The organism is Burkholderia reimsis (assembly GCF_003294055.1).
GTDB classification, from domain to species: Bacteria; Pseudomonadota; Gammaproteobacteria; order Burkholderiales; family Burkholderiaceae; genus Burkholderia; species Burkholderia cepacia.
On record NZ_QMFZ01000024.1, the window covers coordinates 118,324 to 142,179 of the forward strand.

Sequence of the window (23,856 nt, forward strand, 5' to 3'; positions counted from 1 at the left end):
CGGGCATCCGTCCGGCCTTTCCGTTACGCCGGCGGCGCTTAGTGCTGCTTGACCGAAACGGTGTTGTTGAAGCCGTTCTGGTTGATGCTCGCGTAGTTGGCGTTGCCTTGTTGCACCAGCGTGGCGTTGTTGTTGTAGCCGGTCTGCGTCACGTAGCCCAGGTTACCCGTGCCGGACACTTGCGACGCGTTGATGACGTTGAAGCCGCCGGCCTGCGAAAGGCTCAGCACGTCGTCCGCACCCGTCTGCGACGCATTGGCGTAGTTGCCGATGTCGAGCGTCTGGTTCACCGTCGTCAGCGACCCCGATGCCGCCGATTGCGCCACGTACGCCTGGTTGTTCGCCGAGCTCTGCGTGATGGATGCCGTCGAGCCTGCCGAACTGGTTTGCGTGATCGTTGCCAGGTTGTTCGCGGCGGTTTGCGTGATGGTCGCGCTGTTGCCGAAGCCGAACTGCTGCGAGATCGCCGCGGTGTTCTGGGCGGCCGACTGGTTGATCGTCGCGGCGTCGCCGAACTCGAGCGTCTGGTTGACCGTGGCGTTGTTGCCGTCCGCCGTCTGCGTGATCGAGGTGGTATTGCTGCTCGCCAGGATCTGGTTGACCGTCGCGGTGCTGCCGGCCACGCCACCCGATTGCGAAATCGTCGTCAGGTTGGCGCCGCCGAACCACGAATTCACGTTGGCGGTTGCGGTGCCGCTCTGGGTCGTCGTGACATTGTCGCCGCCTTCCGCGAACTGCGTCACGTTGGCGTTGGTCGCGCCGCCCGTTTGCGTGATCGACGTCGTGTTCGCGCCGCCCCAGGAGGTCTGGACAGACGCGGTGCCGTTGTTGCCGGTCTGCGTGATGCCGACGGTGTTGCCGATGGTGTCCGTCTGCGTCACGCTCGCGTTGTTGCCGATCGCCGTCTGGCTCGGCGTGCCCTGGTTGATCGTCACGGTGTTCCAGCCGCCGCCCTGCTGCGAGATCGACGCGGTGTCGATGTAGCTGTACTGGTTGATCGTGTTGACGTCGTATTGCGGGCCGCCCGTGTACGCCGACGTCGTCTGCGTGATGGTCGCCGAGAAATCGCCGCCGCCGGATTGCGTCACGTAGTTCTTCTCGTGCGACGAGCCCGTTTGCGACACGTTCACGCTCGAGTACGGCTGCGCCCACCAGGAGTTCTGGTTGATCACGGTCGTATCGTCGGTACCGCCCTGGGTCGTCACGTTGGCGACGAACCCGTAGCGGGGGTCGTTACCGTACGCCGACTGGGTAATCGCCACCGAATCCCCGGTCGTCGCCGTCTGTTCGACGGTTGCCGAGTTGTAGTTGCCGGTTTGCCCGATGTTCACGGTGTTACCCGATGAATCGGCCTGTGCGGCGGCCGATGCGAGCATCAGCACGGCGATTGCGATTGCAGACTTGGTCACCTTCATTTGTTGCTCCTGATTCGAAAGAAAATTTGCCGGAAAAGTCGGTCTTTGCCGGCACCCCCGCCATTCGAGGACGCTCTCACGCCTCACCCCTCTGCACTTCAAGCACAGCACCTGCGACCTGCGTAACCGTTACCGCGTCAGCACCGTGGCGCGCGCACCGTGGCCGCTCTGAATCACCTGGATGCCGGTGTTCGAGCCGCCTTGCACGATGTTCACCGCGTTGTTGCTGCCGTTCTGCGTGACGCGCGCCGACAGCGACGTGCCGACCTGCGTCGAATCGACCGAATTGCCGGCGCCGTTCTGCTGCACCTGCAACGTGTTGCCGTTGCCGCGCTGCGTCGCCTTCAACGTGTTGCCGAAGCCGGCCTGCGAAGCCGCGACCCAGTTCTGCGCACCGGTCTGCCGCGCGACGATCGAGTTGCCGTCGCCGGCCTGCCGGATCAGCGCACCGTTGTGGCCCGCCTGGTCCAGCGACGCGCCATTGCCGCCGCCGTCCTGCCGGACCGCGACGATGTTGCCGCTGTAGTCGAAGGCAGGTTCGGGCGGGCCGAGATCGCTGAGCGGCACGGGTGCGCCCGACGCGGCCTGCATGGCCGCCGCTGCCGCCACGGTCGCGAGCACCCGCCGCATCACGCGGGCACGCCCGTTCCGCTCACGCTGTCGATTCATCATGTTTTCTCCGCTGGCCGGCCTGATGCCGGTTAATGAGTGGACGCGCCCGGACGATCGATCTTCTGCGGGTCGTACGCGGTGTTGGCGTCCTCCATGTCCTGCGCGTATTGCCGGTCTTCCTGCAGATACCGCTGCATCGTCGGGTCGTACCAGTCCTGGTCGTTCTTCAGCGCCCAGGTCTGGTTCGCGACACCCTGGACGATCAGGTGCGTGAGCGCCGATTCGATCGCTTCGTTGACGCAGATCTGCGCGGGTTCGTTGCGGGTCAGCCCGACTTCCGCCTGCAGCAGGTCCTTGAAGCCGACGAAGCGATAGACGCCCGTGTCGACCTGATACGAGTAGACGGTCTTGGTCGTCGAGACGCTGTTGAGCACCTGGCCCGTGCGGATGTCGATCGCGCGCAGGTTGACGGTGACCTGGTCGACCCGGTATTGCATCGATCCGCTGATGCCGAGGTAGGCGACACCGGCCCCGCCGGTCCGGACGTTCGTGTCGTAGCCGACGATGCCGCCTTCGAGCACGATGTTTGCCGGCATGAGCGGCGCCATCGCATCGTTCTGCGCCTTCTTCGCATCCGCGCCGTCGGTGGCGCGCATGATCTTGCGTTCGGTCAGGAGGTCCTGCAGGTTTTCGCGTTCCACCGGCGTGAACCAGCCGGAGTCGCGCATCGCCTTGACCAGGAACGACGCGCCGCCCTGCGTGACCTGCGACGAAAACGAGCTGTCCGGCGACGCCTTGTACTGCCCGGTCAGGTCGCGAAAGCCGTAGACGGCCGCGACGATCTTGCCCTTCGGCGGCGGGAGATGCGTGAGGTCGCGCGTGGTGCGCGTCGGCGGTGTCAGCGTGGCATTGCTCAGCGCGGGCATCGGCCGCGTGACGCAGCCGGCCAGCGACAGCAGCAGCGCTGCAATCGTTGCGATCCGTGTCATCCCCGTGTCGAAGCGTGCCCGTTCAGCGTTTTTTCTCATGATTCGCCCAGTCGTTTTTTTCGATTCATTGGCCGTTGCTGACGATGAAGGTCGACGTCGCGCCCGTCGTCTTGTCGGTGGTCGTCACTTGCAGGTTGCCGTTGCCGGCCGCACTCACGACGATCGTGAAATTGCCCGTGCTGATCGTCCCCGGCTTGAGGTCGCCGTTGGTGCCGACGATCGAGTTCGTCACCGAGCTGGCGACGCGCGACAGGATCGCCTGCTGCAGCTGCGCATTGAACTGGTCGAGGGACGACGTGGAAGTCGGCGACGAATACGCGGACAGCGACGGATCCGTGTGCTTGTTCTGCGCATTCGCCTCGTTGAGCAGGTTGGGGCCGTTTGCCGGGTTGCCGCCGAAGTTCGGGTTGTTCGGCTGATAAACCAGTGTCGACGACCATGTGCAAGGCGAAACCGCGGTCATCGCGACCAGGGCGATCAAGCTCAATCCGTTTCGATTCATTTTTCCTAACCCCTTGTTTTCGATTAATCGACTAAATCTCGTCTTTCGCCAGATCCGAATCGGGGAACAGCAAATTCGACAGATCGTCCTGAATGACGGTTTGAAAGGAAATATTGGCGGCGCTTTCGGCCACGGCCTTGACGTTGGCCCGCGCAATCGGCAGGAAGGTCTGGAATACGCGCTTCTGCTGGAACTCGACCCAGATCAGGCTGCCGTAACGTCCGGACGGGCGTTCGTGAATGGCGACCATGTAGCGCTCGCTCAGCGGGATTTCCGACCACGTCTGCGAGAAGTAGGTATAGAAATCGCGGCCGGCGAGCGTCACGGCATCGGTGGTCACCGTGCCGCCGAGCTGATCTTCCGGAAGGGCGTGGCGGGCGGCCGCCCGTGCGCCGGCCGCCGTGGCGCCCGCCGCCGGCTGCGCAACGGCCGGGCCCGCGCCGGGCGCGGGCTTCGGTGCTTCGAGGATCCGCTCGGCGTTCAGCAGCGTCGAAGGCGGCGCGATCGGATGTCCGCCGTTCGCCGCGGCGGAAGGCGGCGCGACGACGGTGTCCTGGGCCTGCGCGCGTGCCGTCGCGAACAGCGACAGGCACGTCACGGCCCCCCAGGCAAATCGCCTGCTTGCGCTCGATTCCATTTCCCCGACCCCGGATTCACTTGTACGAAATATGGCGGCGCCCGATTTTCGGGTTATTCGTTCCTGGTCGAACGCGGCACATGGTGGGGGGAGTCAGCAAGAGGCATGCCTGTCGCTGTTTCAAACGGAATTTATTTTAAAGTCGTTATTCGTCTAATTTTTCTGATGTGCATTTCATTCGCGTAAAACGTTTGCGGATGTGATATCTCATTAACAATCTTTCTTTTTCGTTCGGCGTATTGCGATTAAATCAGACGATAAATCGTGCCAATCGTGATTTGGAAATTCCTTGCGCAGCTGATGCGCGGTAAACGTAACGTGTTGCTACGGACACGCTCGTAACGACACGACGTAACGTCCGTTACGCACGTAGAATCGTCCGACCAAAGCGCAGGTTCCGGGTCTCCACTCCGGCAACCTCTCTCCACGCTCTTCATGTGAACGGACTTCGGGAGCACGCATGTCATCTCGCACCTATCTCGTCACCGGCGCAACGCGCGGCATCGGCCTCGCGGTCAGCACCCTGCTCGCACGGCACGGTCATCACGTCATCGGCCTCGCGCGAAATGTGCAGGGCATCGACTTTCCCGGCGAATTGCGCGCGTGCGATCTCGCCGACATCGAACAGACGGCCGCAACGCTTGCCCGTATCGGCGAGCAGCACGTTGTCGACGGTATCGTGAACAACGCGGGCATCGTGATGCCGCAACCGCTCGGGCAGATCGATTTCCGGTCGCTGCAGACCGTGTTCGATCTCAACGTGCGGGCCGCGATCCAGGTCACGCAGCACTTTGCGGACGCGATGAAGGCGCGCGGCCACGGGCGCATCGTCAACATCTGCAGCCGGGCGATTTTCGGCAGTCTCGACCGCACCGCGTATTCCGCCGCCAAGAGCGCGCTCGTCGGCTGCACGCGCACGTGGGCGCTCGAACTGGCCGAGCATGGCGTGACCGTCAACGCGGTGGCGCCGGGGCCGATCGAGACGGAACTGTTCCGGCTGACGCGGCCCGTCGGCAGCGAAGCCGAACGCAAGGTGCTCGCGACGATTCCCGCGCGCCGGCTCGGCACGCCAGACGACGTGGCGGCCGCGATCGCGTTCTTCCTGTCGGACGAGGCCGGCTTCGTCACGGGGCAGGTGCTGGCCGTGGACGGCGGCGGCAGCCTCGGCGGGCGCAGCTGAAGTACGACGCGCCGCCGCGCGGCCTAGCGGTCGCGCGGCCCGGCGGCGGCCGGCCTCGGCGCGCGGCGCGGGCGCATGCATACGCGCGTGCTGATGGCCGGTATTCGGTTTGCGCGCATATTCCGCCGCCCCGTTAGCATGTGACGAATCGGACTTTGGGGGCCGCGCGCGCGACGCTAAGATCGCCGATCCCGTAGATCGCGCGTTCCAGAACGATGAAAAAGTCCGCTTCGCCGTTGCATGCTGTTCGTTTCCGTGTCGTCTGCGCCGCGATTGCCGGCGCGTTGTCGCTCGCATCGTGCGGCGGCGTCGACAGCGATCCGCCGTCGTCATCGACGAACCCCGCGCCGCCGCTCGCGGCGAAACGCCCGAACATCCTGTACATCATGGCCGACGATCTCGGCTATTCCGACATCCATGCATTCGGCGGCGAGATCAACACGCCGAACCTCGACGCGCTCGTCGCGTCGGGCCGCATCCTGTCGAACCATCACACGGGCACCGTCTGCGCGATCACGCGCGCGATGCTGGTGTCCGGCACCGATCACCATCTGGTCGGCGAAGGCACGATGGGGGTGCCGACCGACGAACGGCGCGGGTTGCCCGGCTACGAGGGCTACCTGAACGATCGTGCGCTGTCGTTCGCACAACTATTGAAGGATGCCGGTTACCACACGTACATCGCGGGCAAGTGGCATATCGGCTCGGGGATCGTCGGCAGCGCGACGGGCAGCGGGCAGACGCCGGACCAATGGGGCTTCGAGCGCAGCTACGTGCTGCTCGGCGGTGCGGCGACCAATCACTTCGCGCACGAGCCGGCCGGCTCGTCGAACTACACGGAAGACGGCCGTTACGTGCAGCCTGGCCAGCCCGGGCAGCCGGGCGGTGCGGGCGGCAGCCCGGCCGTGTTCTATTCGACCGATTTCTATACGCAGAAGCTGATCTCGTACATCGATTCGAACAAGCGCGACGGCAAGCCGTTCTTCGCGTACGCGGCGTATACGTCGCCGCACTGGCCGCTGCAGGTGCCCGAACCATGGCTGCACAAGTACGCGGGCGTGTACGACGCCGGCTACGACGCGATCCGCAATGCGCGGATCGCACGGCAGAAGGCGCTCGGCCTGATCCCCGCCGACTTCAAGCCGTTCGACGGCCTGCCCGAAACGACGGCGGCGTCGCCCGCGACCGCGAACAACGGCACCGCGAATGCGAAATACGTCAGCGCGGTGCATTCGGCCGCCGACGGCTACAGCGACTACGGCCCCGGCAAGGTCGACAAGCTGTGGTCGAGCCTGTCGCCGGCCGAGCGCCGGGCGCAGGCACGCTACATGGAGATCTATGCGGGGATGGTCGAGAACCTCGACTACAACATCGGACTCCTGATCCAGCACCTGAAGGACATCGGCGAATACGACAACACGTTCATCATGTTCCAGTCGGACAACGGCGCGGAAGGCTGGCCGATTGACTCGGGCGCGGACCCGACGGCGACCGACACCGCGAACGGGCAGGAGCCGGTCTACTCGACCCTCGGCACCGACAACGGCAAGCAGAACGCGCAGCGTCTGCAGTACGGTCTGCGCTGGGCCGAGGTGAGCGCGTCGCCGTTCCGGCTCACGAAGGGGTATTCGGCCGAAGGCGGCGTATCGACGCCGACGATCGTGCGCCTGCCGGGCCAGACGCAGCAGTTGCCGACGCTGCGCGCGTTCACGCACGTGACCGACAACACGGCGACGTTCCTCGCGATCGCGGGCGTCACGCCGCCGTCGCAGCCGGCGCCGCCGCTCGTCAACACGCTGACGGGCGTCGACCAGAACAAGGGCAAGGTGATCTACAACAACCGCTACGTGTATCCGGTCACGGGCCAGTCGCTGCTGCCGGTGCTCACGGGCTCGGCGACGGGCGAGGTGCATACGACGCCGTTCGGCGACGAAGCCTACGGCCGCGCCTACCTGCGCAGCGCCGACGGCCGCTGGAAGGCACTGTGGACCGAACCGCCGCTCGGGCCGCTCGACGGACACTGGCAGCTTTACGACCTCGCGTCGGATCGCGGCGAGACGACCGACGTGTCGGCGCAGAACCCGTCGGTGATCGGCACGCTCGTCGACCAGTGGAAGACCTACATGAGCAACGTCGGCGGCGTCGAACCGCTGCGTCCGCGCGGTTACTACTGATGCCGGGGCGACACGATGCGGTTCCGGTTCTGGACGATCGGCGCGGCGCTGGCCGCCACGTTGTTTGCCGCCGCGTTCGCGGCCGGTTATGCGAATCCCGTCGCGCCGGGGGGCGACGCATTCGACGACGCGAATCGCGGCCGCGCGCTCGCGCCGCTCGGCTCGGAGCGGCAATGCGAGCGTTACTCGGGGCTGCCGGCAAAGTGGCGCGACGACCCGAAGGCCGGGATGGTACATCTGCGCGGCGGCGCGTTCGTGTTCGGCAGCACGCGCGGCTACGCGGACGAGCGTCCGGTGGGCGACGGCAGCACGCGCGTCGGCGGCTTCTGGATCGACCAGACCGACGTGACGATCGCGCAGTTCGCCGCGTTCGTGCAAGCTACCGGCTACGTTACCGAGGCCGAGCAGCAGGGCGGGGCGGCCGTGTTCCATGTGCCGACGCGCGACGAGATGAACGCGCGTGACCTCGCGTGGTGGTCGTGGGTGAAGGGCGCGTCGTGGCGCCATCCGCTCGGGCCGGGCAGCGGCGTCGACGGGATCGGCAACCTGCCCGTTACGCTCGTCACGCAGCGCGATGCGCTCGCGTATGCGCGCTGGCTCGGCCGCGACCTGCCGACCGAGGCCGAATGGGAATACGCGGGCAAGGCCGGCCGCGACGACGCGTCGCTCGACGCGGCGCCGCGCGACGCGCAGGGCAAGCCGGCCGCGAACTACTGGCAGGGCGCGTTCCCGGTGCTCGACACGGCCGAGGACGGCCATGCGGGGCTCGCGCCCGTCGGCTGCTACGCGGCGAACGGGTTCCGGCTCTACGACATGATCGGCAATGCGTGGGAGTGGACGAAGGACGCCTATACGGGTCCGCACCAGTCGCATACCAACGGCGACACGGCGGCCGTCGCGCCGCCGACGCGTCGGCACGATACGCCGATGGTCATCAAGGGCGGCTCGTTCCTGTGCTCGCGCGATTACTGCGTGCGCTATCGCGCGTCGTCGCGTGAACAGCAGGAAGCTGATCTCGGCGCGTCGCATATCGGGTTTCGCACGATTCTGAGGGATGCGTCATGAAGCGCGTCGTGCACTACCTGGGCGCGTGGCTGATGGTTGCGTGCGGGGGCGTTCATCCGGTTTTGGCCATCGCCGCCGAATCGACTGCACCGACTGCACCGACTGCAGCGACTGCTGCGACTGCTGCGGCCGTCCGCGTCGGCGTGACGCGCGGCGTGCACGCGCAGATCCTCGACGAAGTGAAGCGGGTCGCCGCGTCACGAGGATTCGGCATCGACGTCGTCGAATTCGATGATGCGTCGCGCATCGACGCGGCGCTGGCCGATGGCCGGATCGACGCGGCCAGCTTCGAGGATGCGCAACAGCTTGCCGCGACGCGCGCGCAGAAACGCTACGCCCTGACCGGGATCGCGCCGACCGTCACGCTGCCGATGGCGCTTTATTCGCGCAAGCTCAAGAACCTGAACGAACTGCAACCCGGTGCGACGGTCGCGATTCCCGCCGATCCGCGCGGGATGGCGCGTGCGCTCGTGCTGCTGCAGAACGACACGCTGGTGACGCTGCGCGAGCAGGCCGGCCTGCATGCGACGCTGCGCGACGTGACCGGCAACCGGCTCGGGCTGAAACTCGTCGCGCTGCGCCGCGAACGCCTTTACGCGGCGCTCGACAAGGCCGCGTTCGTCGCGATCGACAGCGACGATGCCGCGCGTGCCGGGCTGCAACCCGCGCGCGACAGCATCAGCCTCGAGGACGCGCGCTCGCCGTATGCGAACGTGCTGACGGTGCGCGATGCCGATCGCGCGAAGCCGTGGGTCACGCAGCTCGTCGCCGCCTATCACTCGGACGACGTCGCGCGCTTCATTCTCACGCGCTACCAGGATTCGGTGCGACGGCCGTGGTAGACACCTACCTGCTCGCGTGCAACGCATGCGGACGCTGCTGCAACAGCCCGCCGACGCTGTCGTTGCGCGAACTGTTCCGGCATCGGCATCGCTTCGTCGGTGCGCTGACGATCGGTCGCGTGCCGAAGCGGCGGATCGGCGAGCGCTGGCGTGCGGGCGGCCGCGAGCACGCGTTCGATGCCGACGATGTCGCGGCTTTTGATGCGCTGGCCGGGCAGTTGTTTCATCGCACCGGCGGCGCGGGGAGCGAATGGATCGCGCTGACGCTGCAGGGCTATGACTATCCGTCGCTCGGCCGTTGCGCGGCACTGGCCGACGACGGCCGCTGCAGCGTGCATGCGGACAAGCCGTCGATCTGCGGCGCGGTGCCGCTCGATCCGATGCTGCCCGACCGGTTGCAGTCCCGAGTGCTGGCCGCGCGGCGCGACGATGCGGCGTGGCTTGGCGCGGACTGCATTGTCGAAACGACGAGCACGCAATCTCCCGTCGCGGCTTCGTTCCCGATTCCGCTGGTGACGGCCGGACAGGTCGCAGACCGCGCGGCGCTCGATGCGTATCGCGATGCGCTCGTGGTCGAGCGCGCGGTGTGGCGCGATGCGGTGTTCGCATCGTTGACCGGCGGCGGGCAGGAGGGACATCGCGCGCTGTCGCGGCTCGCGCCCGGCGGGTACCTGACCGTGTCGATCGTGCCCGTCCTGTTCGCCGTTGCGTCGGTATCCGCGCATTGCCGCACGCTGTGCATCGACTTCATCGACGCTCAGCGTGCATTGATCGCCGCGAACATCGACGCGGCACTCGCACGCCGCCATGCCGGCGATCGCCCGGCGACGCGCGAGTTGCGCGGCTTCGGGGAGGCGCTCGAACGTGCACGGCACGCGCTGGCCGCGATGCCGGCGCCCGCGGCCGGCCTGCGTGAAGACGCGCCGCGCATCGACGCGTGGCTCGCCGGCCGGGCCGGTGCCGATCCGCTGGCCGCGTGACGATCGCGCCACGCCGCGCGTGCCTTACAATCGCCGCTCTTTCAATCGCTTTCGATGGAGCTGGCATGTACGCGTCGACCTTCATTTTTCGCGCCGGGCAATACGACGACGAATTCCATCGGCTCGACCGGCAGATCGCCGACATGGCGCGCGCGACACCCGGCTATCTCGGCGAGGAGACGTGGGAAAACGCCGAATCGGGGCTGATCCAGAACGTCTATTACTGGGAGTCGGAGGCGGCGCTGCAGCAGTTGATGCAGCATCCGGCGCATCGCGAGGCAAAGGCGAAGCAGGCGCGCTGGCTGGACGGCTATCGCGTCGTGATTTCGAAGGTGCTGCGCGAGTACGGCGACGGCAAGCTGATGCAGCCGCACGCAGGGTTATCCGCGTGAATTTCTGTCTGATTCATTTCTTTCGCATTACGGATGAATAACAAGAGCACCGTATCCGGAAGCCCGCGTTTGCGCGCGGGTTGCCGCGGCATCGCGTGCAATCAATTCTTCATCAAGCATGGCTAAGGTGGCGGGGCTTCACGTCGTCAGTCTGTCCACCCACAACGTCCTCACTCGATGTCGTACGGAGCCTTGTCCATGCCGAATTTCGCCTTGTCAGCGAAGCGCCGCCGCGCGCTGCGCGATCGTACCGTTCCTGTCGTCGCACTGACGCTGATTGCCGCGAGCATCGGCGCGCAGGCCGCCCCGCAAGACAACGACGGCGACAGCCGTTTTGCGCCGGGTTTCGTGCCGGGCTTCCTGGTGCTTAGCCGCAGCGTGTACGACAACGTGTCGGGCAACGTCCAGCCCGGCGCGATCCTGCCGCCGAACTGCGCGAAGACCACCGGCGGTTGCGGCACGGCTGGCGGCGCGCCGAACGACGGCACCTATCCGTACGTGTGGAACAACGACCGCTACGACGGCAGCTTCGGCATCACGTCGCGCATCTTCCTCGACCAGATCACGCCGGCCGGCGGCGTCGTCAGCACGCTCGAAGTGCCGAACAGCCTGCGGAAAGGCTTCGCGCACGACCAGATGGTGACGAGCTTCAGCTCGAAGTCGGAACTCGGGCTGCACCTGTCCCTCGACGGCAGCTATCTGACGTTCATGGGTTACGTCGCACCCGTCAACGCGATCGACGTGTCGAACTCGAACACGCCGCTTGCCGTCGATACGACGAACCCGGACGGTCAGAACTTCTATCGCGCGATCGCGCGCGTCGATCGCCACGGGCACTTCCGCTTCACCGAGACGAATGCGTACAGCGGCAACAACGGCCGCGCGGCGATCCTGAACAATCGCGACGGCCGCGAGGTTTACTACACGTCGGGCAACGCCGGCAACGGCTCGAACCCGCAGCCGGCCAACGTGATCCTCGGCGCGGGCGCGCAGTTCATCGACGGCGCGAAGCATCACGAAGCGCAGCAGGATCCGGGCGTGCCGACGCCGCTCGCGAGCTTCTCGGTCACGGAACTCGGCGCGAAGGCCGACAAGATCGGCAAGGACGACAACTTCCGCGGCATCGCGGTGCACGACAACGTCGTGTACTACACGAAGGGCAGCGGCGGTAACGGCGTGAACACCGTGTACTTCGTCGATACGACCGGCACCGCATGTCCGTCGGGCGTCGGCGTACCGTCGCCGAAGGCCGTGCTGCCGACGGCGCCGCTCGCGTACAACGCGGCCACGCTGCAGACGGCCGGCCTGCCGAACAACATGTGCGTGCTGGCCGGTTTCCCGGCCACGCCGAACAAGACCGCGACGACGCTTGCTTACCCGTTCGGGATCTGGTTTGCCGATGCGAACACGCTCTATGTCGCGGATGAAGGCGACGGCTACACGGGCGGCGCGGACCTGTACGCGCATGCGGCCGCGCAGACGACGGCGGGCCTGCAGAAGTGGGTCTATGACGCGGGCGCGAAGCAGTGGAAGCTCGCCTACACGCTGCGGAACGGGTTGAACCTCGGTCAGCCGTATTCGGTCGCCGGCTACCCGGCGGGCAACAATCCGGCGACGGGCCTGCCGTGGGCACCGGCGACGGCCGGCCTGCGCAACCTGACGGGCCGCGTCGAACGCGACGGTACGGTGACGATCTGGGCGGTGACGTCGACGGTCAGCGGCAACGGCGACGTCGGAGCCGATCCGAACCGGCTGGTTGCCGTGCGTGACGTGCTGAAGAACACGAGCGCGACGACGGCCGCACACGAGCAGTTCGCCGTGCTGCGGACTGCGAAGTTTGCGGAAGTGTTGCGGGGTATCGAGTTCGCGCCGGGTACGGAGACGGGGCGGTCGCACTGAGGCGGGTGACACCCGGCTGATGTCGGATGAAAGGGGCGCGGTCATGTGTTTTCGTGGCCGCGCCCTGCAACTTTGTCGTGGCGCGGGTTCAGTCGATGTGGTGCGCTTCGCCGTCTTTCGGCTTCGCCGGTGCCGCGCGCTCCCGGATCGGGAACGTCGCGTTCCGGGCCGACGTCTGCGCGTCGATGACCTTGCGGTGATCGACGCCAGGCAGGTCGAGCAGCCGGTCGATCGCCGCTTTCGCGCCTTCGGGAACCCGCACGCGAACCGCCTGTTCGTATCGAACAGGATCCACCAGACGTCCGATACGGACGGCCACTGATCGCTGGTTTCGATCACGATCGCGGCGATGTCGAATGCGCGCCGGGTGCCGGGCCCCGCCACCCGCCGGCCCGAGCCGCATCAAAGCGCTTCGACCAGCAGGCGCTTGCTCTTCTCGCAATACTCATGACACGCGACCCGCGCCGCAATCGACGCGCCGTGCACGAACCTCGGCGCATCCGCCCGCCGCGACATCGACACGACGATCGACGGCGGTGACGGCTGCAGCGGCAGTTCGACGACTTCGCCGCTCTCGATCAGCGCATCGACGAACAGCACCGGAATCGCCGCGACGCCGAAGCCGTCGCGCACGAGCTGAACGATCACGGAGATGGAAGGCGACCCGGTGATGCGCGTGTCCGACAGCGGCACGCCGTGCGCATGCGCAAGGGTACGGACGATATCCTCGAGCGCGCGGTGGGGCGCCGTACCGCGCCCATACGTGAGAATCGGCTGGCGCAGCACCTGCCGCGCGAGGCCCGAGCGCGTATTCGGCAGCAGCCCCGCCCGCGCGATCCAGCGCACCGGATAGTTCGCGAGCGCGTCGCACACGACCGACGCTTCGTCGCTGCCTTCCACGCGGATGATCAGGTCGAGCTCGCCGGCCATCAGCCGGCGCTGCAGCACGACGCTGACGTCGACGGTCAGGTCGATTTCCAGCTGCGGATAGTCGGCCGCCAGCCGCCGCATGTAGTGCGGCAGCCAGCTGTGCACGACGGTCTCGATCACGCCGAGCCGCAGCTTCCCGCGCAGCGCACTTTCGCCGGACGCGGCGGCCAGCAGTTCCTGCGTCGCCTCGACCACGGCTTTCGCGTAGCCGAGCAGGTATTCGCCGTTCGGCGTGAGCCGGAACTCGCGGCTGTCGCGGTCGACGAGTACCGTCTGCAATTCGTCCTCGAGCGCCTTCAGGCGCTGCGAGATCGCGGCCGGCGTCGCATGCAGCGCGGCGGCCGTCGTGCGGAAGTTGCGCAGCTTCGCGAGCGTGACGAAGGTTTCGAGAAAACGCGTGTTCATGGCGGTCGGACGGAGCGTGGATGCGCACTTTGCCGGTGAGGAAAAGTGAACGGAGCCGGGGAAAACCCGAAGATCTGTTAAGAAATTCTATACACGAAGCGCAAAAAAACTCGTTGGCGACAAAATTTTTTCTTTTCTATTCTTCGCCGTATCCGATGACACGGCACCGTCATCCCGACGACACACCGATAAGCGACAGAACCTCATGACGCCTTCCGAATTCCGCCAGTCCGTGCGCCGCGGCGCATTCCGCGGCCCGACCGCGGGCCATTGCGGCCCGTACGCGCAAGCGAACCTCGCGATCCTGCCCGATGCGTACGCGCACGATTTCCTGCGCTTCTGCCAGGCGAACCCGAAAGCCTGCCCGCTGCTGGGCGTCGGCGAACCGGGCGCGTTCCGGGTCGACGCGCTCGGCGACGATCTCGACATCCGCACCGACGTGCCGAGCTACAACGTCTACCGCGACGGCCGCCTGACCGAGCGCGTCGAATCGCTGGAAGCGCTGTGGCGCGACGATTTCGTCGTGTTCGCGATCGGCTGCTCGTTCTCGTTCGAGGACATGCTGGCCCGCGAAGGGATCGGCCTGCGCCACGTCGAGGAGGGGCGCAACGTGCCGATGTACCGCACGTCGATCCCGAATCGCCGGGCGGGGATCTTCGGTGGCCAGCTCGTCGTGTCGATGCGGCCGATGCGCGGCGCCGACGCGATCCGCGCGGTGCAGGTCACGAGCCGGTTTCCGGGCGTGCACGGCGCACCGATCCATCTCGGCGATCCGCGCGAACTGGGCATCGCCGACCTGAACGCGCCCGAATTCGGCGACGCGGTGACGATCCGCGACGGCGAGCTGCCGGTGTTCTGGGCGTGCGGCGTGACGCCGCAAACCGCGCTGATGGACGCGAAGCTGCCGATCGCGATCGCGCACACGCCCGGCCACATGCTGATGACCGACATCACGAACGCGTCGCTGGCCGTATTCTGATCCGGGGCGACGACGGCCCGCACCCCATACCGCACGACATACCGCACCACATACCGCACGCACGACCGCCGTTTGACGGCGCATCACGACAGGAGCATCACCATGGAAAGCAAGACCCTCGCGGCGAGCGCCGCGGAGCCCGCGAGCCCGGAGCGCAACGGCCTGTTCTCGTGGTACGGCGACGCGCAGCCGCGCGAGCGCCGCGCGTTCTGGAGCTGCAAGGTCGGCTACATGCTCGACGGGATGGACACGCAGATGCTGTCGTTCGTGATCCCGACCCTCGTCGCGACCTGGGGCATCTCGTTCGCGGATGCGGGCTTCATCGGCACGGTCACGCTGCTCGCGTCGGCGGCCGGCGGCTGGATCGCCGGCATCCTGTCCGACCGGATCGGTCGCGTGCGCACACTGCAGCTCACGGTGCTGTGGTTCGCCGTGTTCACCGCGTTGTGCGGGCTCGCGCAGAACTACCATCAGCTGCTCGCCGCGCGCGCGCTGATGGGCTTCGGCTTCGGCGGCGAATGGACGGCCGGCGCCGTGCTGATCGGCGAAGTGATCCGCGCGCGCGACCGCGGCAAGGCGGTCGGCCTCGTGCAGTCGGGCTGGGCGATCGGCTGGGGGCTGTGCGCGCTGCTGTATGCGCTGCTGTTCTCGGTGCTGCCCGCCGAGCAGGCGTGGCGCGCGTTGTTCCTCGTCGGGCTCGCACCGGCACTGCTGGTCGTCGCGATCCGCCGCTACGTGAAGGAGCCGGACGTCTACGAGAAGGAGAAGGCCGCGCAGGCGAAAGTGGCCGACGCGCCGCGCCTCACCGAGATCTTCGCGCCGAAGCTGATCACGACGACGCTGCGCGCGGCGCTGCTGACGACCGGCGCGCAGGGCGGCTACTACGCGATCACGACGTGGCTGCCGACCTTCCTGAAGACCGAGCGCCACCTCACGGTGATGGGCACCGGCGGTTATCTGGCGATGATCATCTTCGGCTCGTGGGTCGGCTACCTGACGAGCGCGTACCTGACCGACCGCCTCGGCCGCAAGCCGAACTTCATCCTGTTCGCGCTCGGCTCGATGGTGATCGCGTTCGCGTACACGTCGCTGAACCTGACCAACGCGTCGATGCTGTGGCTCGGTTTCCCGCTCGGCTTCTTCGCATCGGGCATCTTCTCGGGGATGGGCGCATTCCTCACCGAACTGTTCCCGACCCGCGTGCGCGGCTCCGGCCAGGGCTTCTGCTACAACGTGGGCCGCGCGATCGGTGCGCTGTTCCCGTTCCTGATCGGCGCGCTGTCCAAGCAATACGGGCTCGGCATGAGCATCGGCATCTTCGCGGTCGCCGCATACGGCGTGGTGATCGTCGCCGCGCTGACGCTGCCCGAGACACGCGGCCGCGAACTCGACGCCGCCTGAACCGGCGGGGCGGTCCGCCCCGCGTTGTCCTCCCCCTTTCATCGCCCCTGTGACATGGCGCGCCGCGCGCGCCGTGCGGCGGCGCTCGTCCCTCGATTTCACGACGCATCGACCCGACATCATGACTGACCGACACAACACCCCAGTTTCTTCCGACGCCGCGCGCTGGCAATTCTGGATCGACCGCGGCGGCACGTTCACCGACATCGTCGCGCGCCGGCCCGACGGCACGCTCGTCACGCACAAGCTGCTGTCGGAGAACCCCGAGCAGTATCGCGACGCGGCCGTGGCCGGGATTCGCCACCTGCTGGGCCTCGCGGCCGGCGAGCCGATCACGCCCGAGCGCGTCGACATGGTGAAGATGGGCACGACGGTCGCGACCAACGCGCTGCTCGAACGCAAGGGCGAACGCACCGCGCTCGCGACGACGCGCGGCTTTCGCGACGTGCTGCGCATCGCGTACCAGAACCGGCCGCGCCTGTTCGATCTCGACATCGTGCTGCCCGACGCGCTGTACGAAACCGTCGTCGAGATCGACGAGCGCGTCGGCGCGCACGGCGACGTCGTCGTGCCGCTCGACGCGGAGCAGGCCGAAGCGTCGCTGCGCCGCGTGTACGACTCGGGCGTGCGCGCGCTCGCGATCGTGCTGATCCACGGCTATCGCTACACCGCGCACGAGCGCGCGCTGGCCGCGCTGGCGCGCCGGATCGGCTTCACGCAGGTATCGGTGTCGCACGAGGTGTCGCCGCTGATGAAGATGGTGTCGCGCGGCGACACGACCGTCGTCGACGCGTACCTGTCGCCGATCCTGCGTCGTTATGTCGAGCAGGTGGCGCACGAGATGCCGGGCGTGAACCTGCAGTTCATGCAGAGCAGCGGCGGCCTCACGCGTGCCGACGCGTTCCAGGGCAAGGACGCGATCCTGTCGGGCCCGGCCGGCGGCATCGTCGGGATGGTGCGCGCCGCGCAGGCGGCCGGCTTTGAGCGCGTGATCGGCTTCGACATGGGCGGCACGTCGACGGACGTGTCGCATTACCACGGCGAGTTCGAGCGCGTGTTCGAGACGCAGGTGGCGGGCGTGCGGATGCGCGCGCCGATGATGAGCATCCATACGGTGGCCGCCGGCGGCGGCTCGGTGCTCGGCTTCGACGGCGCGCGGCTGCGCGTCGGGCCCGAGTCGGCCGGCGCGAACCCGGGGCCGGCCGCGTACCGGCGCGGCGGCCCGCTGACGGTGACCGACTGCAACGTGATGCTCGGCAAGATCCAGCCCGATCATTTCCCGCGCGTGTTCGGCCCGCATGCGGACGAACCGCTCGACCGCGACGGCGTGGTCGCGAAGTTCGCCGCGCTCGCCGACGAGATCCACGCGGCGACCGGGCGGCGCGAGACGCCCGAGGCGCTCGCCGAAGGTTTCCTGGAAATCGCGATCGGCAGCATGGCGAACGCGATCAAGAAGATCTCGGTGCAGCGCGGCCACGACGTGTCACGCTACGTGCTGACGACGTTCGGCGGCGCGGGCGGCCAGCATGCGTGCGGCGTGGCCGACGCACTCGGGATGACGCAGGTGTTCGCGCACCCGCTCGCGGGCGTGCTGTCCGCATACGGGATGGGCCTCGCCGACCAGACCGCGATGCGCGAGCGTGCGGTCGAGGCGGTGTTGTCCGACGCGTCGCTGCCGGCGCTGAACGTGGCGCTCGACCGGCTGGCCGACGAGGCCGTCGGCGCGTTGCTCGAACAGGGCGTGCCGCAGGCGCGGATCGCGATCGAGCGCCGCGTGCACCTGCGCTACCAGGGCACCGATTCGACGCTCGACGTGCCGGCCGGCAGCGTCGCCGCGATGCAGCAGGCATTCGAGGCCGCGTACCGGCAGCGCTACGCGTTCCTGATGCCCGGCACGCCGCTGGTGGCCGAACTCGCGTCGGTCGAGGCGATCGGCCGCTCCGACGCGCCGGTGGAGATCGCCCCGCTCGCGCCGCGCGGCGACGGCGGCGCTGACGCACTGCGCGCGCATTCCGCGGTGCGCTTTTATTCCGGCGGCCGATGGCACGATGCGGCGCTCTACGTGCGCGACACGCTGCTGGACGGCGACGCGATCGACGGCCCGGCGATCGTCGCGGAACAGAACGGCACGACCGTCGTCGAGCCCGGCTGGCGCGCGCAGATGACCGCGCAGGGCAACCTCGTGCTGACACGCACGACGCCGCTGCCGACGCGCCGCTCGCTCGGCACCGACGCCGACCCGGTGCGGCTCGAGATCTTCAACAACCTGTTCATGTCGATCGCCGAGCAGATGGGGCTGCGGCTGCAGAACACCGCGTACTCGGTGAACATCAAGGAGCGGCTCGACTTCTCGTGCGCGATCTTCGACGGCGACGGCAACCTGATCGCGAACGCGCCGCACATGCCGGTGCACCTGGGCTCGATGGGCGAGAGCATCCGCACGGTGATCGAGCGCAACCGCGGCCGCATGCGCGACGGCGACGTGTTCATGCTGAACGATCCGTATCACGGCGGCACGCACCTGCCGGACGTGACCGTCATCACGCCGGTGTTCGCGGACGGTTCGGACGCGCCGCTGTTCTACGTCGGCTCGCGCGGCCACCACGCGGACATCGGCGGCACGACACCGGGCTCGATGCCGCCCGATTCGACGCATATCGACGAGGAAGGCGTGCTGATCGACAACTGGCAGCTCGTGTCGGCCGGCACGCTGCGCGATGCGGAAACCCGCGCGCTGCTCGCGTCGGGCCGCTACCCGGCGCGCAACGTCGAGCAGAACATGGCCGACCTGCGCGCGCAGGTCGCCGCGAACCAGAAGGGCGTCGACGAGCTGCGCCGGATGGTCGCGCAGTTCGGCCGCGACGTCGTGCTCGCGTTCATGGGGCACGTACAGGACAACGCGGAAGAAGCGGTGCGGCGCGTGATCGGCGCGCTGCAGGACGGCGCGTACCGCTACCCGCTCGACAACGGCGCGGAGATTCGCGTCGCGATCCGCGTCGACCGGGCCGCGCGGCGCGCGGAAATCGACTTCACGGGCACGTCCGCGCAGCTCGACAACAACTTCAACGCGCCGAAGGCCGTGTGCATGGCCGCCGTGCTGTACGTGTTCCGGACGCTGGTCGGCGACGACATCCCGCTGAATGCCGGCTGCCTGAAGCCGCTCACGGTGATCGTGCCGGCCCGCTCGATGCTGAATCCCGAGTATCCGGCGGCGGTCGTGTCGGGCAACGTCGAGACGTCGTCGGCCATCACCAACGCGCTGTACGGCGCGCTCGGCTGCGTTGCGTCGAGCCAGGGAACGATGAATAACTTCACATTCGGCAACGATCGCTACCAGTACTACGAGACGATTGCGGGCGGCAGCGGTGCCGGCGACGGCTTCGCGGGCGTCGGCGCGGTGCAGACGCACATGACGAACTCGCGGCTCACCGATCCGGAGGTGCTGGAATGGCGCTACCCGGTGCGGCTCGATTCGCACCGGATCCGCGCCGGGTCGGGCGGCGGCGGCCGCTGGCGCGGCGGCGACGGCGCGGTGCGGCGGATCCGCTTCCTCGAGCCGATGACCGCGTCGATCCTGTCGAACAACCGGATCCACGCGCCGTTCGGCGCGGCGGGCGGCGAGGCCGGCGCGCTCGGCCGCAACACGATCGAGCGCGCGGACGGCACGGTCGAGGCGCTCGAGCATATCGGCCGTGCGCAGATGGCGCCGGGCGACGTGTTCGTCGTCGAAACCCCGGGCGGCGGCGGATACGGCGCGGCGGGTTGAGCCGGGCGACCGGCGTGGGCGACCGGCGCCGGCGCCCCGCGCCGGCGCGCGGAAAACATTGCAACGGACTGTGGAATAAAGCCGTGCATTAATGCCCGAACGGAATCAAAAAATACGGAAAACCGGGTCGCGGGAACGCGATCCGACCCTGTCGCCACGATCCCGCCGCATCGCTGTCCCCGTACTCCGGAATCGGCCGCAAACGCCCGCCTGGCGGGCGTTCAGCCTGTCGTGCCACGCGCGTTCCACACCGCCGCACCCGCGTTCAGGCGGGCTGCCAATCATGAAAAATCCGGCTTGCCAATCGAGTCCCAATTCCTTGACACTCTGCTCTAAATGTGAGTGCCATTCTCGATCGTCATTTGATAAGATGGCTCTCATCATTCGTTAGGCACAACCTGCGCGCATCACGCGCGAACGCCGGGTCGCATTAGCTGGAAACAAGTACGGGACGAGGCCCATCATCACGGCAACCACGGTTGCCTTTCCGGGAGCGCGCTGCGCGGCCCGGAAGGGCGGCCGGCCGACTCGCCTCCGTCTACACTGTGCGTTTTTTCTGGATCGGGGCGTCTCCATGGATGACGAAAACGATAGCGCGGTGCTCGAGGCGCACGTCGGTACGCGCAGCCCCTGCTGGCGTCTCGGCAGCGACAGCAATGCACTCGAACTGGCGGCCGTCCGCGGCCTGACCAACGTCGCCGTCGCGCTGACGGCCGAACAGGCCGCGAGCATCCGCGCGCTGACCGGCGTCACGTCGCACCTCGTGCTCGACATCGCGCTGTTCGGCGAACCGGTCAGGCTCCACCTCGTCGGCCGGAAGGTCGACACGACCAACTGGGCCGGCACGGCCTCCGCCTATTCCGATGCCGAGTCCGTCGCGGTCGATCTCGCGCACGGGCTCGCGTTCGCCGAGCAGGTCGTGTCGGAGGTGAACTCGCTCGTCGTGATCCTCGACCGCAACGGGATGGTGCAGCGCTTCAACCGCCTGTGCGAGGAAGTGACGGGCAAGCGCGAGGTCGACGTGATCGGCCGCAGCGCGTTCGAGCTGTTCATGAGCCCGGAGCAGGGCGCGCAGTCGCGCAGCAACATCACCGGCTTTTTCGCGAGCAACCACTCGTTCGCGGTCGAGCGCTACATCAATACGGTCAACGGGCCGCGCCTGTTCCAGTTCCGCAACAAGTTCGTCCAGAGCGGCAGCGGGGTCGACGAGCAGTTCCTGATCTGCTCGGGCATCGACATCACCGAGGAGCGCAGCGCGCAGCAGCGGCTCACCGAACTCGCGAACACCGACGTGCTCACCGGGCTGCCGAACCGCCATGCGATCAGCGAGCGCATCCACGCGGCGATCGCCGCCGAAACCGCCGCGACGCGCGGGCAGGTCGGCATCCTGTTCCTCGATCTCGACAACTTCAAGCGCGTCAACGATCACTACGGGCACATCACCGGCGACCGGCTGCTGCAGGACGTGTCGGCGATCATCAGCGGCTGCCTGCCGTCCGGCGCGACGCTCGCGCGGCTCGGCGGCGACGAATTCCTCGTGCTGTTCGAGCACGGCACGCGGCCGCTGCTCGAAGCGACCGCGCAGATCATCCTCGAGCGGCTGCGCACGCCGATCCATCTCGGGCTGATGGAGGTCTACACGAGCTGCTCGATCGGCATCGCGATGCATCCGCAGCACGGCGACTCGCTCGAGACGCTGATCCGCAGCGCGGATACCGCGATGTACGTCGCGAAGGAAGAGGGCAAGCATACGTACCGCGTGTTCTCGCTGGAGATGAACCAGAAGGTCGCGAAGTACATGTGGCTCGACACGAACCTGCGCAAGGCGCTCGAAGAAGAGCAGTTCGTGCTGCACTACCAGCCGGTCGTCGATATCGCGACCGGCGACGTGCATGGCGTCGAGGCGCTGATCCGCTGGCAGTCGCCCGATCGCGGGCTCGTCGCGCCGATCGAATTCATCCGCTTCGCCGAGGAGTCGGGCCTGATCGCGCCGCTCGGGCGCTGGGTGATGCGCACCGCGGCCGCGCAGGCCGCCGCGTGGAAGGCGAAGGGGCTCGGTATCCGGATCGCGGTGAACGTGTCCGCGCGGCAGTTGCAGGACATGAACATCGTGCACCAGATGGCGTCGATCCTCGACGCCGCGGGCCTGAAGCCCGGCCTGCTCGACATCGAGCTGACCGAGAGCTGCTTCATCGAGGACGAGGAGGCGGCCAACGGGCTGATGCGCCAGTTCCGCCAGCTCGGCGCGGAGATCCATCTCGACGATTTCGGCACCGGTTATTCGTCGCTGTCGCAGTTGTCGCGCCTGCCGCTCGACGCGATCAAGCTCGACCGCACCTTCATCACGGCCATCGACCGCAATCCGCGCTCGCAGGCGCTGGTGCGCTCGGTCGTGTCGCTCGCGAAGGCGCTGAATTTCGCGGTGATCGCCGAAGGTGTCGAAACGCATGCGGAAGCCGAGTTCCTCAAGCAGCTCGACGTCGATCACGCGCAGGGCTACTACTACGCGCGCCCGATGCCGGCACAGGCGTTCGAGGCGTGGCTCGCGGAGACGAGAAAGCTCAGGCTGATCGCCTGAGCGCCGTTCATGAAAGGGCGCCGCCCGCAGGCGGCGCCCGTCGCACTACACCGTGCGCAGCTTCGACACGCGCCGGTTCTGCAGCATCACGAGGCGTTCCATGTACGCGAGATCCTTCGGCTCGATCGTGAACGCCGCATGCACCCATGCTTCCGTGATGTCCATCAGCTCGGAGCGCGACAGCTGGAACACCCGCTCACGCGCGCGCAGCATCGCGCGCACGCCGTTCAGCTTCGGCTTCGTCACGTCGATGAAGGTACGCGTCGCGAGATACGCGTCACCCGCGTCGAACGTCTGGTCGATCAGGCCGCGATCCTCATACCACTCGGATGCGTGCGCTTCGCCGGTCGCGATCAGTTGCTCCGCGAGGCCCCGATCGGCCTTACGCGCGACGAGCGAATAGCCGCCCATGCCCGGGAACAGGTTGAACGCGATCTCGGGGAACCCGAGCTTCACGCCCTTCTGCGCGAGCACGTAGTGATGCGCGAGCGCGGCCTCGAAGCCGCCGCCGAGCGCGCTGCCCTCGACCATCGCGATCGAGATCGCCCCGGTGCCGAAGCCCGTGTAGATCTCGTACACGCCGTCGATGCACGAGCGCGCGTAGGCCATCAGCAGGTCGCGCTTGCCGCTGCGGATCGCATCGACGAAGAAGCTCAGGTCGCCGCCGACGTTGAACAGCTCGGGGACGAGCGAGCCCGTCACCCAGAAGTCGAACGGCAGGCCCGAGTCGCGTGCGACGCGTGCGAGATGGATGATGTCGGTAACGAGTTGCTGGTTGAAGCACGGCCGCGGCTCCGATCGCAGCATCATCCACATGACATTACGTCCTTCTTCGTAAAAGGCAGTCAGTTGCGTGAGTTCGCCGGCTTCGTAAAACGGGCGGCACGCGGGATGGGATTGGAGTTGCATGGTATGTCCTCGAGAGATGTGGTTTTTGAAGACCGTCGCGCCCGGTGCCGAGCGGGAGACGGGTTCCCGCAGGGCGCCGGGCGCGAGGCATCGCCATTGTTGCGCGCGCACAAAAGTCGAATTGCGGGGAACAACGCACGAACGGGGCGCAGTTGCCGGTCGCGCCGGGGCAGATCCCGTATCACGCGGGCCATACGTACT

The 23,856-nt window shown here is 67.3% G+C and carries 19 protein-coding genes; 11 read left to right on the top strand and 8 right to left on the bottom strand.

Translation table 11 applies throughout. The features are described 5' to 3' along the window. Positions 1–38 precede the first annotated feature (38 nt). The 5 genes from DPV79_RS25670 to DPV79_RS25690 all read right to left on the bottom strand — a co-directional run bounded on the left by DPV79_RS25670 (position 39) and on the right by DPV79_RS25690 (position 4,155). Positions 39–1,415 carry a beta strand repeat-containing protein gene (locus DPV79_RS25670; RefSeq protein ID WP_113046789.1) on the bottom strand — a complete coding sequence of 459 codons (1,377 nt, stop codon included), beginning with the start codon at positions 1,413–1,415 and terminating at the stop codon, positions 39–41. A gap of 129 nt (positions 1,416–1,544) precedes the next feature. Next, entirely contained in the window at positions 1,545–2,087 is a 543-nt protein-coding gene (locus DPV79_RS25675) for a hypothetical protein (RefSeq protein WP_133295721.1), read from the bottom strand. Between the two features lie 29 nt (positions 2,088–2,116). After that, the gene (locus tag DPV79_RS25680; protein WP_042976486.1) at positions 2,117–3,016 is read right to left on the bottom strand and encodes a CsgG/HfaB family protein; all 900 of its coding nucleotides are present in this window, start codon (positions 3,014–3,016) and stop codon (positions 2,117–2,119) included. A gap of 64 nt (positions 3,017–3,080) precedes the next feature. After that, positions 3,081–3,503 (bottom strand): curli assembly protein CsgF, encoded by a 423-nt coding sequence (locus tag DPV79_RS25685; protein WP_225723295.1) that lies wholly within the window; start codon positions 3,501–3,503, stop codon positions 3,081–3,083. Positions 3,504–3,549: 46 nt separating this feature from the next. Continuing rightward, complete coding sequence (locus tag DPV79_RS25690) at positions 3,550–4,155, bottom strand: CsgE family curli-type amyloid fiber assembly protein (RefSeq protein ID WP_124467096.1); 606 nt, start codon at positions 4,153–4,155, stop codon at positions 3,550–3,552. A 460-nt stretch (positions 4,156–4,615) separates the two neighbouring features. Here DPV79_RS25690 and DPV79_RS25695 point away from each other — a divergent pair, with 460 nt between their 5' ends. The 7 genes from DPV79_RS25695 (at position 4,616) to DPV79_RS25725 (ending at position 12,687) form a co-directional block, all read left to right on the top strand. Continuing rightward, on the top strand, positions 4,616–5,335 hold the full coding sequence (locus DPV79_RS25695) for an SDR family oxidoreductase (RefSeq protein ID WP_021161665.1): 720 nt from the start codon (positions 4,616–4,618) through the stop codon (positions 5,333–5,335). 215 nt (positions 5,336–5,550) lie between these two features. Then, positions 5,551–7,509, top strand: coding sequence for an arylsulfatase (locus DPV79_RS25700; protein WP_113046777.1), 1,959 nt, complete (start codon positions 5,551–5,553; stop codon positions 7,507–7,509). Between the two features lie 15 nt (positions 7,510–7,524). Continuing rightward, complete coding sequence (locus DPV79_RS25705) at positions 7,525–8,574, top strand: formylglycine-generating enzyme family protein (protein WP_113046778.1); 1,050 nt, start codon at positions 7,525–7,527, stop codon at positions 8,572–8,574. Next, positions 8,571–9,416: a MetQ/NlpA family lipoprotein gene (locus DPV79_RS25710; protein WP_113046779.1), complete on the top strand. Its 846-nt coding sequence runs from the start codon at positions 8,571–8,573 to the stop codon at positions 9,414–9,416. The genes DPV79_RS25705 and DPV79_RS25710 overlap by 4 nt, the downstream gene beginning before the upstream one ends. Continuing rightward, entirely contained in the window at positions 9,410–10,396 is a 987-nt protein-coding gene (locus DPV79_RS25715; RefSeq protein ID WP_113046780.1) for a YkgJ family cysteine cluster protein, read from the top strand. The genes DPV79_RS25710 and DPV79_RS25715 overlap by 7 nt, the downstream gene beginning before the upstream one ends. 65 nt (positions 10,397–10,461) lie before the next feature. Next, the gene (locus DPV79_RS25720) at positions 10,462–10,788 is read left to right on the top strand and encodes an antibiotic biosynthesis monooxygenase family protein (protein WP_048021721.1); all 327 of its coding nucleotides are present in this window, start codon (positions 10,462–10,464) and stop codon (positions 10,786–10,788) included. Positions 10,789–10,986: 198 nt separating this feature from the next. Further along, complete coding sequence (locus DPV79_RS25725; protein WP_113046781.1) at positions 10,987–12,687, top strand: hypothetical protein; 1,701 nt, start codon at positions 10,987–10,989, stop codon at positions 12,685–12,687. 88 nt (positions 12,688–12,775) lie between these two features. Here the strand turns inward: DPV79_RS25725 and DPV79_RS25730 are convergent, their stop codons facing one another. Together DPV79_RS25730 and DPV79_RS25735 are read right to left on the bottom strand one after the other, a co-directional pair. After that, complete coding sequence (locus tag DPV79_RS25730) at positions 12,776–12,982, bottom strand: hypothetical protein (protein WP_244321810.1); 207 nt, start codon at positions 12,980–12,982, stop codon at positions 12,776–12,778. Between the two features lie 107 nt (positions 12,983–13,089). Continuing rightward, entirely contained in the window at positions 13,090–14,022 is a 933-nt protein-coding gene (locus DPV79_RS25735; protein WP_048024376.1) for a LysR family transcriptional regulator, read from the bottom strand. A gap of 205 nt (positions 14,023–14,227) precedes the next feature. Between DPV79_RS25735 and DPV79_RS25745 the strand changes: the two genes are divergently transcribed. The 4 genes from DPV79_RS25745 (at position 14,228) to pdeR (ending at position 22,746) form a co-directional block, all read left to right on the top strand. Next, positions 14,228–15,001: a putative hydro-lyase gene (locus DPV79_RS25745; RefSeq protein WP_059488992.1), complete on the top strand. Its 774-nt coding sequence runs from the start codon at positions 14,228–14,230 to the stop codon at positions 14,999–15,001. A 102-nt stretch (positions 15,002–15,103) separates the two neighbouring features. Further along, positions 15,104–16,402, top strand: coding sequence for an MFS transporter (locus DPV79_RS25750; protein ID WP_021161674.1), 1,299 nt, complete (start codon positions 15,104–15,106; stop codon positions 16,400–16,402). A gap of 121 nt (positions 16,403–16,523) precedes the next feature. Then, the gene (locus DPV79_RS25755) at positions 16,524–20,168 is read left to right on the top strand and encodes a hydantoinase B/oxoprolinase family protein (RefSeq protein WP_113046790.1); all 3,645 of its coding nucleotides are present in this window, start codon (positions 16,524–16,526) and stop codon (positions 20,166–20,168) included. A gap of 574 nt (positions 20,169–20,742) precedes the next feature. Continuing rightward, a complete protein-coding gene (gene pdeR / locus DPV79_RS25760) occupies positions 20,743–22,746 on the top strand; it encodes a cyclic di-GMP phosphodiesterase (protein ID WP_059488994.1) in 2,004 nt (667 codons plus the stop codon). 45 nt (positions 22,747–22,791) lie between these two features. Here pdeR and DPV79_RS25765 read toward each other — a convergent pair whose 3' ends face one another. Next, positions 22,792–23,655, bottom strand: a complete 864-nt coding sequence (locus DPV79_RS25765; protein ID WP_021161677.1) for a crotonase/enoyl-CoA hydratase family protein — start codon at positions 23,653–23,655, stop codon at positions 22,792–22,794. Between the last annotated feature and the right edge of the window lie 201 nt (positions 23,656–23,856).

Excerpts from the sequence above, each read along its gene's own strand:
- DPV79_RS25750 (WP_021161674.1), top strand. The coding sequence starts at position 15,104 with ATGGAAAGCAAGACCCTCGCGGCGAGCGCCGCGGAGCCCGCGAGCCCG.
- DPV79_RS25735 (WP_048024376.1), bottom strand. The coding sequence starts at position 14,022 with ATGAACACGCGTTTTCTCGAAACCTTCGTCACGCTCGCGAAGCTGCGC.
- DPV79_RS25700 (WP_113046777.1), top strand. The coding sequence starts at position 5,551 with ATGAAAAAGTCCGCTTCGCCGTTGCATGCTGTTCGTTTCCGTGTCGTC.
- DPV79_RS25755 (WP_113046790.1), top strand. The coding sequence starts at position 16,524 with ATGACTGACCGACACAACACCCCAGTTTCTTCCGACGCCGCGCGCTGG.
- DPV79_RS25670 (WP_113046789.1), bottom strand. The coding sequence starts at position 1,415 with ATGAAGGTGACCAAGTCTGCAATCGCAATCGCCGTGCTGATGCTCGCA.
- DPV79_RS25675 (WP_133295721.1), bottom strand. The coding sequence starts at position 2,087 with ATGATGAATCGACAGCGTGAGCGGAACGGGCGTGCCCGCGTGATGCGG.
- DPV79_RS25765 (WP_021161677.1), bottom strand. The coding sequence starts at position 23,655 with ATGCAACTCCAATCCCATCCCGCGTGCCGCCCGTTTTACGAAGCCGGC.
- DPV79_RS25745 (WP_059488992.1), top strand. The coding sequence starts at position 14,228 with ATGACGCCTTCCGAATTCCGCCAGTCCGTGCGCCGCGGCGCATTCCGC.
- pdeR (WP_059488994.1), top strand. The coding sequence starts at position 20,743 with ATGGATGACGAAAACGATAGCGCGGTGCTCGAGGCGCACGTCGGTACG.
- DPV79_RS25710 (WP_113046779.1), top strand. The coding sequence starts at position 8,571 with ATGAAGCGCGTCGTGCACTACCTGGGCGCGTGGCTGATGGTTGCGTGC.
- DPV79_RS25690 (WP_124467096.1), bottom strand. The coding sequence starts at position 4,155 with ATGGAATCGAGCGCAAGCAGGCGATTTGCCTGGGGGGCCGTGACGTGC.
- DPV79_RS25695 (WP_021161665.1), top strand. The coding sequence starts at position 4,616 with ATGTCATCTCGCACCTATCTCGTCACCGGCGCAACGCGCGGCATCGGC.
- DPV79_RS25720 (WP_048021721.1), top strand. The coding sequence starts at position 10,462 with ATGTACGCGTCGACCTTCATTTTTCGCGCCGGGCAATACGACGACGAA.
- DPV79_RS25725 (WP_113046781.1), top strand. The coding sequence starts at position 10,987 with ATGCCGAATTTCGCCTTGTCAGCGAAGCGCCGCCGCGCGCTGCGCGAT.
- DPV79_RS25680 (WP_042976486.1), bottom strand. The coding sequence starts at position 3,016 with ATGACACGGATCGCAACGATTGCAGCGCTGCTGCTGTCGCTGGCCGGC.
- DPV79_RS25705 (WP_113046778.1), top strand. The coding sequence starts at position 7,525 with ATGCGGTTCCGGTTCTGGACGATCGGCGCGGCGCTGGCCGCCACGTTG.